General features: G+C 67.1%; 16 protein-coding genes. 3 read left to right on the forward strand and 13 right to left on the reverse strand.

All coding sequences use genetic code 11. The features are described from left to right. Positions 1-156: 156 nt before the first annotated feature. The 7 genes from ASG79_RS11440 to ASG79_RS11470 form a co-directional block, all read right to left on the reverse strand. Positions 157-1,572 carry an aspartate ammonia-lyase gene (locus ASG79_RS11440; protein WP_056391096.1) on the reverse strand — a complete coding sequence of 472 codons (1,416 nt, stop codon included), beginning with the start codon at positions 1,570-1,572 and terminating at the stop codon, positions 157-159. A gap of 40 nt (positions 1,573-1,612) precedes the next feature. After that, the gene (locus ASG79_RS11445; protein ID WP_056391098.1) at positions 1,613-2,653 is read right to left on the reverse strand and encodes an asparaginase; all 1,041 of its coding nucleotides are present in this window, start codon (positions 2,651-2,653) and stop codon (positions 1,613-1,615) included. Between the two features lie 30 nt (positions 2,654-2,683). Next, complete coding sequence (locus ASG79_RS11450; protein WP_018771937.1) at positions 2,684-3,391, reverse strand: FadR/GntR family transcriptional regulator; 708 nt, start codon at positions 3,389-3,391, stop codon at positions 2,684-2,686. Positions 3,392-3,433: 42 nt separating this feature from the next. Next, a complete protein-coding gene (locus ASG79_RS11455; RefSeq protein WP_056391101.1) occupies positions 3,434-4,069 on the reverse strand; it encodes a DedA family protein in 636 nt (211 codons plus the stop codon). A 9-nt stretch (positions 4,070-4,078) separates the two neighbouring features. Then, a complete protein-coding gene (locus tag ASG79_RS11460; RefSeq protein WP_223993053.1) occupies positions 4,079-4,834 on the reverse strand; it encodes a phosphatase PAP2 family protein in 756 nt (251 codons plus the stop codon). Between the two features lie 83 nt (positions 4,835-4,917). Then, on the reverse strand, positions 4,918-5,535 hold the full coding sequence (locus ASG79_RS11465) for a uracil-DNA glycosylase (protein WP_018771934.1): 618 nt from the start codon (positions 5,533-5,535) through the stop codon (positions 4,918-4,920). 130 nt (positions 5,536-5,665) lie between these two features. Next, the gene (locus tag ASG79_RS11470) at positions 5,666-6,904 is read right to left on the reverse strand and encodes an HNH endonuclease (protein WP_082581734.1); all 1,239 of its coding nucleotides are present in this window, start codon (positions 6,902-6,904) and stop codon (positions 5,666-5,668) included. Between the two features lie 300 nt (positions 6,905-7,204). Between ASG79_RS11470 and ASG79_RS11475 the strand changes: the two genes are divergently transcribed. Next, on the forward strand, positions 7,205-7,717 hold the full coding sequence (locus tag ASG79_RS11475) for a hypothetical protein (RefSeq protein WP_056391108.1): 513 nt from the start codon (positions 7,205-7,207) through the stop codon (positions 7,715-7,717). Between the two features lie 17 nt (positions 7,718-7,734). On the opposite strand, the gene ASG79_RS11480 is transcribed toward ASG79_RS11475, so the two are convergent. Beyond that, positions 7,735-8,118, reverse strand: coding sequence for an RNA-binding S4 domain-containing protein (locus ASG79_RS11480; RefSeq protein ID WP_018771931.1), 384 nt, complete (start codon positions 8,116-8,118; stop codon positions 7,735-7,737). A 154-nt stretch (positions 8,119-8,272) separates the two neighbouring features. On the opposite strand from ASG79_RS11480, the gene ASG79_RS11485 reads away from it, so the two are divergent. Beyond that, complete coding sequence (locus ASG79_RS11485) at positions 8,273-8,629, forward strand: hypothetical protein (protein ID WP_018771930.1); 357 nt, start codon at positions 8,273-8,275, stop codon at positions 8,627-8,629. A gap of 46 nt (positions 8,630-8,675) precedes the next feature. On the opposite strand, the gene ASG79_RS11490 is transcribed toward ASG79_RS11485, so the two are convergent. From ASG79_RS11490 to ASG79_RS11505, 4 genes are all read right to left on the reverse strand, one after another. Further along, positions 8,676-9,803, reverse strand: coding sequence for a sulfite oxidase (locus ASG79_RS11490; protein ID WP_235509790.1), 1,128 nt, complete (start codon positions 9,801-9,803; stop codon positions 8,676-8,678). A gap of 106 nt (positions 9,804-9,909) precedes the next feature. Further along, complete coding sequence (locus ASG79_RS11495; RefSeq protein ID WP_082581733.1) at positions 9,910-10,785, reverse strand: SDR family oxidoreductase; 876 nt, start codon at positions 10,783-10,785, stop codon at positions 9,910-9,912. After that, complete coding sequence (locus ASG79_RS11500) at positions 10,786-11,790, reverse strand: aldo/keto reductase family protein (RefSeq protein WP_018771927.1); 1,005 nt, start codon at positions 11,788-11,790, stop codon at positions 10,786-10,788. Positions 11,791-11,844: 54 nt separating this feature from the next. Then, entirely contained in the window at positions 11,845-12,504 is a 660-nt protein-coding gene (locus tag ASG79_RS11505) for a hypothetical protein (RefSeq protein ID WP_056391171.1), read from the reverse strand. Positions 12,505-12,663: 159 nt separating this feature from the next. Here ASG79_RS11505 and ASG79_RS11510 point away from each other — a divergent pair, with 159 nt between their 5' ends. Beyond that, a complete protein-coding gene (locus ASG79_RS11510) occupies positions 12,664-13,062 on the forward strand; it encodes a YchJ family protein (RefSeq protein ID WP_056391111.1) in 399 nt (132 codons plus the stop codon). Here the strand turns inward: ASG79_RS11510 and ASG79_RS11515 are convergent, their stop codons facing one another. Next, positions 13,063-13,896, reverse strand: a complete 834-nt coding sequence (locus ASG79_RS11515) for a TIGR04086 family membrane protein (RefSeq protein WP_056391114.1) — start codon at positions 13,894-13,896, stop codon at positions 13,063-13,065. It lies immediately after the preceding gene. Positions 13,897-13,917: the final 21 nt, after the last annotated feature.

Consider the following 13,917-nt stretch of genomic DNA (forward strand, 5'->3'; position numbering starts at 1 on the left):
CGCGATCATCTGGATCTGCCGGGGCTTGAGGTTCTTGTGGTAACCCTTGTCCTCCGCGTGCAGGGAGGTCTCGGACGCATGCGCGTGACCACCATCAATCAGGTGGTCGGGAAGGGGAGTATTTGTCATTGGTGTGTCCTTCGGAGCAGGTGGGGACTACTTGCTGAGGTTTGCCAGGCGTTCGGGGCTCAGGAGTTCCTGGAGCTGGGCGTCGGTGAGGAGCCCGTGTTCCAGGACCAGTTCAGCCACGCCCTTGCCGGTGGCAAGCGCCTCCTGCGCGATGGCGGTGGCGGTGGCGTAGCCGAGGTGGGGATTCAATGCGGTGACCAGGCCGATTGACTGCTCCACGGTGCGGCGCAGGTGCTCGGTGTTGGCGGTGATGCCACGGATGCAGCGGGCCGTAAGGGTGCGGCATGCTGCTTCCAGGTGGGAGATGCTCTTGTGGAGGCTGTGGACGATGATCGGTTCGAAGGCGTTGAGCTGCAGCTGCCCGGCCTCGGCGGCCATGGTGATGGTGACATCGTTGCCGATCACCTCGTAGGCCACCTGGGAGACCACTTCCGGGATGACCGGGTTGATCTTGCCGGGCATGATGGACGATCCGGACTGGACGGCCGGCAGGTTGATCTCGCCGAAGCCGGCGCGGGGGCCTGAGGAGAGCAGGCGGAGGTCGTTGCAGATCTTGGACAGCTTGACCGCCACACGCTTCAGCACGCCGGACAGGTGCACAAAAGCGCCCACGTCCTGGGTGGCTTCAATGAGGTCGACGGCGGTCACCAGCGGCAGTCCGGTGACCTCCGCAAGGTGCCGGCAGGCCGTTGCGGCGTAACCGGCCGGGGCATTCAGGCCGGTGCCGATGGCGGTGGCCCCGAGGTTGATCTCGTGGATCAGCAGCTCTGCCTCCGCCAGGCGCAGCCGGTCCTCGCCGATGGTGACGGCGTAGCTGCCGAACTCCTGGCCCAGGGTCATGGGGACGGCGTCCTGCAGTTGGGTGCGGCCCATCTTGACCACGGTGCGGAATTCCATGGCCTTGGCAGCGCAGGCATCCTCGAGTTCTTCGAGTGCAGCCAGCAGCTCCCTCGCGGCGAAGATGGTGCCCAGCTTCACGGCCGTGGGGTACACGTCATTGGTGGACTGGCTGAGGTTGACGTGGTCGTTCGGGTGCAGCCGCGCGTAGTCACCCTTGGGGTGGCCAAGGATTTCCAGCGCCCGGTTGGCGATGACCTCATTGGCGTTCATGTTCGACGACGTCCCGGCACCGCCCTGCACCACGTCCACCACGAACTGGTCGGCAAGCCGTCCGGCCAGGACGTCCTGGCATGCCTGTTCGATGGCGTCGGCGCGTTCGGCGTCCAGCAGGCCAAGCTCGCGGTTGGTGCGGGCGGCGGCCAGTTTCACGGCGGCAAGCCCGCGGACCAGGTGCATGTTGGAGGACAGCTTCTGGCCGGTGATCGGGAAGTTCTCTACCGCGCGGAGCGTGTGCACGCCCCAGTAGGCGTGGGCCGGTACGTCGCGGTCGCCGAGCAGGTCGTGCTCGGACCGGACGTCTGCGGTGGTTTGGGTGATGGTCATGGGGTCCTTACGGGGCGTCGTTGTCGGGTTCGGACGGTGGTTATGCGGAAACAGGGGCAAGAAAATCGGTGGCCAACAGCCGGCCCACCTGGTGGCCGCCGCCCAGCACGGGTGCGGTGGCGATACCGGTGAGCGGTTCGATGTCCACGCCCAGCGCATCCAGCAGGCGGACGGTGGCGGGCATCCGGGCGCGGTCGCCGCCGTCGGAAATTTTTACACCCACGGCGCTGCCGTCGGCCAGGCCCACCAGCTGCACGCCCTCAAAACCGTCCTTGGCCACGGCGCCGGGCAGCAGGCGCATCAGTTCGGTGACGTCGCGGCCTTCCCCGGCCACCATGTGCGGGTGCTGCTGCATGGCCAGCCCGACGGCGGCCTCCGCACTTCCCGAATCCAAGGCGTCATTGTGCGCGGCCGCTTGGGCGATCCGGCCAAAGGCGCGGGCCATGCCGCGCAGGCTCAGGGCAAACAACGGGGTCCCGCAGCCATCGGTGCTCGCCGCGGCCGGCTCCTCGCCGGTCAGGTCGGTGACGGTCTGCGCAACGAGCTGCTGCAGCGGGTGGGCGGGATCCAGGTAGCCCTGCACGGACCAGCCGTTGATGGCGCAGGTGGCGGCCATGGCGGCGTGTTTCCCGGAGCAGTTCTGGGTGATCCGGGTGGCGTTTCCGCCGTTCCGCAGCCAGTCCTCACGCTCGGTGGTGCCGTAGGGAAGGTCGGTGCTGTTTTCCAGGTCGGTGGGGGCGAGTCCGTGCAGTTCCAGGATGCGCAGGGCGCCGTCCCGGTGGACTGCGGCACCCGAATGGCTTGCGGCGGCCAATGCCAGGAGGTCTGCGGGGAGTTCAAGGCCGGCGCGGACCAGGGCGACTGCCTGGAGGGGCTTGAGCGCAGAGCGGGGGTAGAAGGGAGTCTGGGGATCCCCAGCGGCTGCCGCCACTGAACCGTCAGCCGCAAGGGCGATCGCCGAGCCGTAGTGGACACTTTCCACCAGGCCGTCACGGGTGGCGGCCACCAGCGGGACGTGCTGCGGCAGGGCCAGCTGGGCCGGGGCAGCGGTGTGGGCAGCAGAAAACACGGGGGATGGCATGGAGTCCTAGGAAGGTTTGGTTGGATACGGCTAGTTGTTAAGGATGGAGTCCAGGGCCACGCCCACGGCTTCCAGGTGGTGGGCCATGGCGGCGCGGGCGTTTTCCGCCGAGCCGGCCTCGATGGCAGCGAGGATCTGCTGGTGCTCAATATCGGAGGCATGCTGGCGGTCTGCCACCATGTTCAGGGTCTCGGACTGGTGCGCCAGAGCGTCGCGGATGTCAGCCACGACGCTGGCAAACACTTTGTTGCCGCTGGCGCGTGCGATCGCGGCGTGGAAGCTGGAGTCCAGGGCCACCCAGGATTCCGGATCGGTTTCCGTGGCCATGGCGGCAACGATCCCGCGGAGGACGTCGAGCTCCTCCGGAGTGCGGCGTTCCGCTGCCAGGCCTGCAGCCGGGACCTCGATGTGCGGACGCGCTTCGGTCAGGTCCCGCGCCGAGTATTGCCCCAGCATGAGGTCGTTGGCCACCTTGCTGGCAATGACGAACGTGCCCTTGCCGGTCCTGGTGACCGTGAGCCCCAGCGCGGTGCAGGAGCGGAGGGCTTCCCGGATTACCGATCGGCTGACTCCGTACTGCTGCGAGAGGGTTGCCTCCGAGCTGAGCTTGCTTCCCACCGGAAGCGCGCCGGACTCGATGTCCTCACGGATGGCGTTGAACACCGCCTCGGCAGCGCTCAGCCGGGCAAGGGGGCGGAATGCAGGCTGTCCTGCTGTCCGGCTGTCTGACAGGTTCACGCCTTAAATATGGCACTGGTCACAGTTGCTGTCAAGCTCTCCCTAGTCCTGCCGCCGGCTGGCCGCACGCCGCCGGTCGTGCCGCCGTCGTGACCGGACGTGCCAGACGATGAGCCCTGCCACCGCCACGATCGCTATGACGACGGCGAGATCCCGGCCCACTGCCTGGGCAACGGCTTCGTAGGAGTTGCCCGCGAGGAAACCCAGCAGGACGAAGCCGATGCCCCACACCATGCCGCCCACCGCGTTGTAGGCAAGGAACCGGCCATAGGGCATCCGGGACGTGCCCGCGAGGGCGGGCATGACGGCCCGGAAGAAGGCGGTGAAGCGGCCCAGGAAGACTGCCGAACCGCCCTTGCGGCGGAGGAATTCCTGCGCGTTCTCCAACCTCCCGGCGTGGCGGCGCAGCATTCTTGCCTTCATGATGCGCGTGCCCAGATGCTTGCCCACTTCGTAGCCCACGCTGTCGCCGATGATGGCGGCAGCGACCACCAGGGCCATCATCGCGCCCAGCTGCACTTCACCGCGGCTGGCCACTACTCCACCCAGGACGGCCGCTGTCTCACCTGGAACCACGAAGCCCACAAACAATGCGTCCTCGGCAAAGACCAGGCAGAAGACGGCAATATATGCCACAAGCGGGCTGACGTTCAGGAGGCCGTCGATGAAGCCCGTCATGGCTGCTGGTCAGCCTTGCGGGGCCGGGACGGGGCCGAGCTTTGCCAGGAACGGGACCCGGGCCAGCAGTGACAGCCCAAAGCGGTTCCACAGGCCGGTCAGGAACGCGGCACCGGTAGCTGCGGTAAGGAAGGATGCCGTGACGTCGGTGGGGTAGTGCACGCCGAGGTAAACACGGGAGAAGGCCACGAGGACCGCCACGGCGATTCCGAGGACGGCAGCCGGCCGCTGCCACCTGGTGCCGCGGGCCAGCAGGAAGACGGCAATGGCCAGCGCGGAAGCCAGCGCCACATGCCCGCTGGGGAAGCTGTCCGTTCCCGGCTCCGGGATGAGCGGGTTGTACAGGGCTGTCGAGTCCGGGCGGTGCCGGGCCACCAGCACCTTGAACAATTCGCTGCTCACCCAGGCGCCGGCCGCAACCAGGCCCGTGGCGACGGCGTTAACGGGGCTGCGGCGGACCAGCAGCAGATAGAGGCACAGGGCTGCGATCATCAGCACCCCGCCCGCCGGGCTGAACACCACATTGATGAACATCGCCATGCCGGTCAGGGGTGCGGTGTGGTCATGGCTCAGCTCGGCGTCCACGGACATGTCCGCTGACGTCAATGCCGGGCTGAACCTCAGCGCCAGTCCGCCTGCCACAATCAGGACTGCTGCGATGACGGGCACGGCAATCCAGTGCCGAAGCTGGGGGAGCACGGCCATGCGGATGGCTGCAGCCTCCGCTGGAGGTCCTGCCTCATGGGAACGGTCGGGGTGGGACATCAAGGTCAGCCTGGTTCTCTCGCCGGTCAGGGTACCTACGAGTATGCGCCTGCGCGGCTGGAAGAAAGCTGGGAAACCGTCCGCTAAAGGTGCTGGATGCCTGCCCGCTGCATGGCATCACGGTAGGTGTCCACGCTCTTGGCCAGCAGTTCTTCCTGCTTGGCTTCGGAAACAGCAAAGGCCCTGCCGCCGAGGGCAGAGGCCTTGTAGATTTTGATGCCGGCGTTCTTCAGCGATGAATGGTAGGTCTTCTCGAACAGGGTCAGGAACGTGGAGGCGTCCGTGCCGTGCGCGATGATCGCCGAAACGCGGGAATTGATTTTGAGGAACTGCCGGAAAGGACGCAGGCCGTCGGTCTTTTCCTGGACACTCAGGGCCGATGGGCTGCCACTCTCGCGGACCCACGGGTAGGCGTTCCACGGCATGACGTAGCGCGGATCCAGTTCAGCGAGCTCGTAGATCTGGGTGGCTCGGCGGGCCGCTTCGTCGTCGTTGTTGTGGGAGACGAATCCGGACTCCGTCCCCTTGCCGGGGCTCGCCTGAAGGCTGATGATCCTGCACTCGTCTTCGTCGTGGACGGGGTCGATATAGGGGACGACGGAACCGGGCTTCTTTTCCATCAGCTCATCGCAAAGCTGGGTTACCTTCGCGATATTTGGTTCCTGTAGCAGGGCCTTTTTTTCGTCCCAATCAATCGTCACGATTTCTCCCTTTGCAGCGAGGCGTCCAGAATCAGGCGTCCTATGCCACTCTACGCTTTTGCGGGGAGGGGTGGGCACACCAAATTTGGGCCGGCCGGGCTGTGGGAGTAAATGACGACGTCAGGGGGCCTCATGCGCGAACGCCAGCCACTCTTCGTGGGAGTTGCGTGATCGTGCTCCTGCCGGCGGGCGAGCAGGGGTGTGGCGTTCCGGGTGGTGGTGGTGCGGTGGAATGGTAGGTGTGGCCGGTGGGGGTGGTGGTTGCCACTCTATGCCGCGGGCCGGGCACCTTTTGGGCGGTCCAGCCGGGGGTTTCCTTGGTGTGGTTGCAGGCTTCGCAGAGGCCCTGGCCGTTGCCGGCGCTCGTGGAGCCGCCATCGTGCCAGGCGGCGATGTGGTCGTGGTGCCGGATCGGGGCGTCGCAGTACGGGGTGCGGCAGGTATCGTCCCGGATCTGCAGGAAGCGTTTCAACCCCGCCGGGAACAGCCGGGCCCTGGAATCCATGCCCACCAGATCCCCGCTGCCGGGGGCGGTGTAAAGCCGGCGGACCCACAGGCTGGGTTCGGTGTGGCCGGCGCCGGTGAGGGCGACGTTCCGGGCCCAGGCGGCGGGGATGGTGCCGTAGCCGGGGAGCCGTGCGGGTTCGGCATCACCCTGGAGGAAGGTCCGGTCGGTCATCACGAGCTGGATCTCGACCCCGCTGACGCCTCCAGAGGTCCCGGTGACGCGTTCGACGAGGGCGTCAGCCATGACCTGCCCCCGGGAGCGCCCATCCCCGGCCGAACGCACCGTATCCGCCTCGCGGGACAACGCGGCGTAGGCGGCCACGGCCTGGGCGACGGGCAGCAGCGCGGTCAGGTAGGCCATGGTGTCCGGGGCCGGCCGCAGGCTCACCGTCCGTTCCGTGACCGCACGGGCGGCCCGTTTGGCGACCGCTGCCGGGTCCCGCCGGTACGCGGCGGCCCGGACCGCGGCAATGATGGCCTTGTCGCCGGCGCCGTCCAGGGTGCCGGTGTCAGCGGCGAGTGCCTCATCCACCCCGGCCCGGTCCTCCGCTGACAGACAGATGGTTTCCTTCACGATCAGGGTTGCCCGCCATTCATTCAGCCGGCCCGCCCGGAACGCCGCGAACGTGCGCGGCATCCCGGGAAGGGTTCTGGCCAGGCCGAGCAACCGGGACCCCCTGGCCGGGGATTCCCGCCGGGCCAACGCGAGCTGCGCCGCGACCCCGGCACCCTGCTCATGAGCCGGGACCCCGGCGGCGGCCTGCTCACCCCGCTGCTGTAGATCAAACGCCACCGCGGTATCGGCCTGACGGGCACCGGCAAGGCACTTCAAATCCTCCAGCCCACGCATCTGGTCGATCATCCCCGCGCTGTCGGCAGCCAGCGGAACAGAAGCGAGCAGCTTCAAGACATCACCAATCGAAGGCGCAGCAGGCGGGAACGGAAGCCCATCCTTGACACCCGTAACAGCAAACGTGCGATGCGGCGGACCAGCAGCCAACAGCCCCCGAGGCTCCGCCCCAAGCACTGCCGCCATCCCACCAACCGCTTCCATGACCAAAGTCTTCCACCAGGGTCCGACAACGACAGCCACCCAAAAGCCCTATGTGGAAAACGGCAGGCTGCAACAGTGAGGGTCCGAGGACATGCTGTTCAATGGATTATGCAGTTCACCAGGAAGGGCCTGAAGGCCGAAGGTTTCGCTGGCTTCCGGCCCATCCAGGATCTCGCGACCATGAGGATCCCGCAGGCAACAGGCCTCTTCACCGTCGTGGCTCCGGAAGGTTTCCAGCCGCGCTTCCTCACGAAAAGCACAGCAGGAGTCTTCAAGAAGAAGGAACCGTCCCTCTCTGCCGCCGCTCTGACCGCCGAGTGGGTAGAGGGCGCCGTCGTTCTCTATGTCGGAAAGGCCGGGCCGGGAAGCAAAGGTAACCGGGGGCTGCGACGTCAGATCCAGGAGTTTGTGGACTTCGGGCAAGGAAAGCCGCCCGGGCACTGGGATGGGCGGGCGATCTGGCAGCTGGCCAATGCTGGATCACTGGCCATTGCGTGGAAAGAACTCCCGGCGGAACAACTGAATGACGCAGAAGCGGCCTGCCATTCAGCTTTCGTGGCGGAATTCGGCCGGTTGCCGTTCGCTAACCTCGTGCAGGCGCGCACCAAGTCTGGCGGTTGACCTCTGCAGCACGCTCCTCACGCAGGGCCGCGCAAACGCTCCATCTCGCGACGGTCCTTCTTGGTGGGCCGCCCGGCGCCCCGGTCCCGTTGCGGCAGTCCAAGTGCCGGCAGGACAGGCCGCGGGGGAGTGTGGTCGGTAAAGCAGTGCGATGCCGCTTCGGCTCCCACACGTTTGGCGATCAGCCGCCGAACCTCCAGGATGCGCTCGTATCCCGGCATGCGGACGGTCACGGTATCACCGGTGACGAGGGTGGCTGATGCCTTGGAAGGGCTGCCGTTGAGGCGGACATGCCCGGCGCGGCAGGCTGCTGTGGCGGCGGACCGCGTCTTATAGGCGCGAATGGCCCACAGCCAGGCATCGATTCGGACACTGGCGGGGGAGGAGGGGAGGCTGGTCATGGTTGGCACCGAGTATAGCCGCGGCCGCGTCGTGCCGTCCCGCGCCTCGTGCAAGACTTGGAGCACCTGCCAGGAAGAGAGAAACGTGGAGCCCTACCGCCCTCACCAGCACCAGGACCCCAGAGCCTGTCCGGATTCATCACAAAGGCCTGCGTTGCCTGCATGGGCGGGGACGTTCCGGACGGTCCTGCTGGTCCTGGCCGCGATTTTGTTGCTGCTTCTGCTGCTCCTGCTCATGATGGGCACGTCAAGAGTCGGGGACATGTATGCCGGCGGCACTTCGGCAGTCCTGCAGGCGACCATCTGGATTGGATTGGCGCTGCCCGCCCTGGGCGTCCCGTACGTGGTGGCCAGCATTGCCTACGGAGCCTTGTGGACGGCAAGGCTGCGGGGCAGGGGCTACCGCCGCTACCCGGCCACGACGTGGATGCTTGTGGCAGGGCCGATTGTTGTGGGACTCTCCATCACGGCCCTGGTCGCGCTGGTCATGGCACCGGCCAGCCTGCTGTGATGCCCGGTAACCCTGACCGGCCGTACCCTTGCACGCAGGACTAACTTCACTCCACCGTCACGCTGACCCGCTGCACCACGTTGTTGCCCATCCCCTGGTAGTTCCAGTTCTGTTCCAGGGGCTGGGTGGCACCAGTGACGTCCGTGGCGCGGCAGGCCAGGACGTGCTCGCCGGGGTCGGCCACCCAGGGCAGGCTCCACCTCCGCCACGCGAATCCGCCGGACGGCTTGTCCAGCTGGGCCGGCAGCCAGGTGCCGTCAATCCCCACCTCGACGGCGGTCACGGCGCCTTCCCCTGACCAGGCCCTGCCTTCCAGCATGACCGGGCCCGGGCGAAGGAACCGTTGCCGGGTGAAGAAGTCCGGAACGCCCGGCGGAACCATCAACGAACGCACCCTGATCCGCGTGACCGGCCGGCCGGCGTCGTCCGCGGAACTCTGGTAGCGGTAGGCGGACTGCTGCTGGAACCCGGTGAACGGCGCCCGGACCACGTCGATGGACTGCAGCCACTTCACGCTGGCCATGCCGTACCAGCCCGGCACCACCAGCCGCAGCGGGTACCCATGCTGCGGCGGAAGGTCGGTGCCGTTCATCTTGTAGGCAAGAACGACGTCGGGACGCAGCGCTTCACGGATCGGCAGGCTCCGCGCGTACTGCTGGGGGACGCCGCCCTGAACCCCGGCATCGGCTCCGGTGAAGACCACCTCCACCGCGTCCGGCAGCACCCCCGCCTTGCCCAGGAGGTACGCCAGCGGCACGCCGGTCCAGTGCGCCGTGCCCACCGCCTCCAGCACCCAGGGCTGGCTCAGGGGCCGCGGTTCCAGGAGCGAGCGGCCGTTGCCCGCGCACTCGAGGGTGACCGGGACGGTGATGGCCGGATCCCTGCGAAGTGCCGCCATTCCCAGCTCCAGGGCACGTTCCACTGCGCCGCCGATCCGCAGATGCCAGGACGAAGCATCAAGGTCGGGAATGTCGAAGTGGGTCAACACGTAGTGAAGCCCCGGCGGCGTGACGTCGCGGCGGAGCGCCTCCAGCGGCAAGGAATGGTTCCGGGCGGCGAGCTGCAGCTCCTCACGCGTCAGTGGACCTGACACGGGCTGCGCGGCCGGGGACAGCACCGGCGCCTGCCCTGCCGCCGGCTCCTGGCCAATGGACTGCTGGTTGCTGTGATTCATGGCGGTGCGATTCTGCTTGGCGTAGTAACCCTGCTTGGCGGAGTAAAAGGTCCCCGCCACAGGTCTACGCCGGGTCCACCCGCCCGTCAACGCATAAAACTGCCCGCTACAGCACCGGCCGCGTCAGGAACTCGCCAAGGCTGATGGGGTCCTGGCCGGTCAGCCCGTGGATGTCCGGCGAGAGCCCCGCCATCTCACCGGCGGCCATCGCCGTGTAGGTGCTGACCCAGGCGTCCAGCTGCCACTGCGGCACACCGTAGGAGGCCCGGGACGCATAGGCTTCCTCCACCGTCTCGGGGTGGTAGCTGATGGTGCGCCCGGTCCCGGTGCTCAGCACCTCCGCCGCCTGTGCCAGGGTCAGTTCCTCCGGACCGGTCAGGTCATAGGTCTTGCCCTTGTGGATGGCCGGATCCCGCAGGACCGCATGGGCGCAGCGGGCAACATCCTCCCGGGCCACGCCCGAGAACACGCCGTCGCCGGCAGGCCCGCGGATCACGCCGTCCTCCCCGGCCAGCAGCGGCAGGAAGTCGAGGTAGAAGTTGTCCCGCAGGAAGGTGTATTGCAGCCCGGACGCCCTGATCCGCTCCTCCGTGGCGTGATGGTCCCTGGCCAGGGTGAAGGTGGCGTCCGGCGCGGCACGGTAAAAGGACGTGTACACCACGTGCTCCACGCCGGCATCAGCAGCGGCGTCCACAAATGCGTAGTGCTGCTGCAGCCTGTCTTCGGCCTCCGCGGCGGACACCATGAAGAGGATTTTCGCCCCCTCCAGGGCGCGCCGGGAGGCAGCGCCGTCCCCGTAGGAACACACCACGGGATGGGCGTCATCCAGCTGTGGCGCCCGTGCCGCATCGCGCACCAGCAGGCGCTGGGCGAAGCCGGAGGCGGCAAGCTGCCGCGCCAGCATTCCGCCCAGGCCTCCGGTGGCCCCGGTGACCGCAAGCTCCGGGAGCTCTGACGGGGACAGTTCCGACGGGGACGCCACTTACGCTTCCCGGGTGGCCGGCGACTTGGTCTGTGCGGGGTCCCGTTCAGCAAGGCCACCGACGGCGTCGTCGATCTTCTTGAGGACCTCCGCCTCCAGCTTCACGCCGGCTGCGCCCACGCTGTCGGCAATCTGCTCGGGCCGCGAGGCACCCACGATGGCTGACGCAACGTTGGGGTTCTGCAGCACCCATGCCACAGCCAGCTGCGGCATGGAGAGGCCCGCTTCCTGGGCGATCGGCTTCAGTTCCTGCACGGCTGCCAGGACGTCGTCGCGCATCCAGCGCTGGATCATCTTGGCGCCGCCCTTTTCATCCGTGGCGCGGCTGCCCTCCGGAGCGGGCTGGCCGGGCTGGTACTTGCCGCTGAGGACGCCCTGGGCCATGGGCGACCAGACAATCTGGGAGACCCCCAGTTCCTCCGACGCCGGGACCACCTCGGCTTCGATCACGCGCCACAGCATGGAGTACTGCGGCTGGTTGGAGATGAGCTGGAAGCCAAGCTCTTTGGACAGCTTGTGGCCTTCCCGGAGCTGGTCCGCGGTCCACTCGCTCACGCCGATGTACAGCGCCTTGCCCTGCCGGACGATGTCCGCGAAGGCCTGCATGGTTTCTTCCAGCGGCGTTTCGAAGTCATAGCGGTGGGCCTGGTAGAGGTCCACGTAGTCCGTTTGCAGCCTCCGCAGCGAGCCATTGATGGACTCCATGATGTGTTTGCGGGACAGGCCAAGATCGTTCTTGCCCTTGGGGCCGGTGGGGCCAAAGACTTTGGTGAAGATTTCCAGGGACTCGCGGCGCTCGTCCTTCAGGGCCTGGCCCAGGACGGTTTCCGCGGCTGTGTTGGCGTAGACGTCGGCGGTATCGAAGGTGCTGATGCCGGCGTCGAGGGCAGCCCGCACGCACTGGGTGGCAACGTCGTTTTCCACCTGCGAGCCGTGCGTCAGCCAGTTGCCGAACGTGATTTCCGAGACTTTGAAGCCGCTGTTTCCGAGGTATCTGAATTCCATATGTTCACGCTAACCCAGATGGTTGCTCAGGGTAAGGGCTTGGCCGTTTCTCCCTTACGACTGGGGGCGCGGATCCTGCGCCTTCTCCTTGAGCACCTGCTGCGGGCCGGCTATGGAAACCAGGGACCCGGTATCCAGCGGCGGTACCGGATGGGGCGGCTGGGGCTTCTTGAAGGACCTGGGCAGCTCATGCGGCGGCCGGTGGTTGTGCAGGGCGGACTCCACCAGCGGGGCTACCTCGGACACCTTGTCGGCAGGGACGGCCGGGTCTGGAAGGTCCCGCACCGACAGTTTGATTTCGGGCGCCGCGGCGCGCGCCCTGGCCTGGGCGCGCTTGTCGGCCTCGGCGACCGCGGAGGCCCAGTCCTCAGCGAGGACCGGGGGTTCATGGCGGGCGGCGGCAAGCTTGGGATGGCGTTCGACGGCGGTGCGGAGCGACTTTTTCAGCCGGTCCGGCTTGAGTGCGGAGGCCCGAGCCCGGAGCGGCCTGCGGGCTTGGTCCGGATTCACGGGGGCGCCGGCGGTACCGGGAGAATCCCTCCTGCCGGGAACGCGCCCGAACAAGGCCATCAGCACAAGGGCGGCAAACCGGCCCAGGCCCGCGAGCACCAAGGTGATAACGCCCAGCAGGAAGAGGACCAGAAACATAAGGAGGGCAACGCCCACCGTGCCCAGGAATGTCAGGTTGAGGACGAGAGTGTCCGGGTTCTCCACGTTCTCTCCTCTCCAATCAACATCCTGGGCCGCCCCGGCACTCACGGCCGGCGGCAGCTCCTTCTCCACCATACGGATTTTTATCAGGCGATGCCGCCGCCTGCCCGGCACGGTTCGAGGTTGTAGCGAAGCTGTTACCGGATATGGCAGCATCACCGAATGACCGAATCGATGGAGTCCGCGAACTGCACGTGCCTGTCCGGGGAGCCGTACGCCGAATGTTGCGGCAGATTCCTTTCCGGCCGCGCATCTGCAGCCACTGCCGAACAGCTGATGCGGTCACGCTATAGTGCGTTCGTCCGGCTGGATGAGGACTACCTGCTGCGCACCCACCATCCGTCCACCGCACCGGCCAGCCTGGACCTGGACCCGGCCGTGGAATGGCGCCGCCTGGACATTGTGTCCACCAGTAACGGCGGTCCCTTCGATACCGAAGGGACCGTCGAATTCAAGGCCTACTACCGGCAGGGCCGGGAACGCGGGGTCCTGCACGAGAAAAGCAGGTTTGTCCGGGAGGATGGCCGGTGGCTGTATGTGGACGGTGACATCCTCGCCTGACTACTCCCCGTCGTCGTAAAACTCGCTGTCCGGGGTGAAGCCGGCGCGGTCGACCTTCCGGTGGAACCGCATGCCCGCCAGGCCGCCCAGCAGCGCGCCGACAAGGGCGACTGCCGCCACCACGATCGCGGCGATGATGCTGGTGGTGGTCAGCTGTCCCTCGTTGATTGGGATCCGCGGGAAGCTGTTCAGGTTGGCCAGGACGTTGAACTGTTGCCCGGCCACCAGGCCCAGGATGGCCACCACAACGGCTGCGATCAGCGCCCAGATCCAGACCATGAGTCCCTGCTTGAGGCCGTTGAAGCGGGCCATCCGCCCGGCCACGTAGCCGCCGCAGTAGTAGGAGAGGAAGAGGATCACCAGCAGCACGATGATGCCCACCAGGCCAACCGTGCCGCTGTTCTGCGCCGCCTGGTTCACGGCCTCGTTGACGTCGGTGTTGCTCGCCAGGCCCACGGCGGTTCCGGCGGCTGCCACCAGTGCGGTGAGGAGCACGGCCATCCCGGTGGCGGTCAGCCATCCGAAGAAGGCCGAGCCCACTTTGATGCCGCCAAACCGCTCCTTCTGGCGCGCGACGGCGGTTTCCCGGTTCGCAAGCGTTGGGTCTGCCACCGGTTCCACCACGGGTGCGGCCCTGGTGGGGGCAGGCTGGTATTCGCGCTCCGCGGCGGGGGCGCGGGTGTAGTCCCGCTCCCGCTGGCCGGCCGGCGCCTGGTCCATCGAGCGCGTGGCGGCATCGTCTGCGGCTGCCTCCCGGTAGCTTCCGCTGCGGGTGGTTTCGTCCTCCCGGGCACGCCGGGGAGGCAGGTTCTCTGGTTCCGTTGAGCTGCTCATGGCTCAACTCAACCACCCGCC

The organism is Arthrobacter sp. Soil761, assembly GCF_001428325.1.
Lineage (GTDB): Bacteria > Actinomycetota > Actinomycetes > Actinomycetales > Micrococcaceae > Arthrobacter.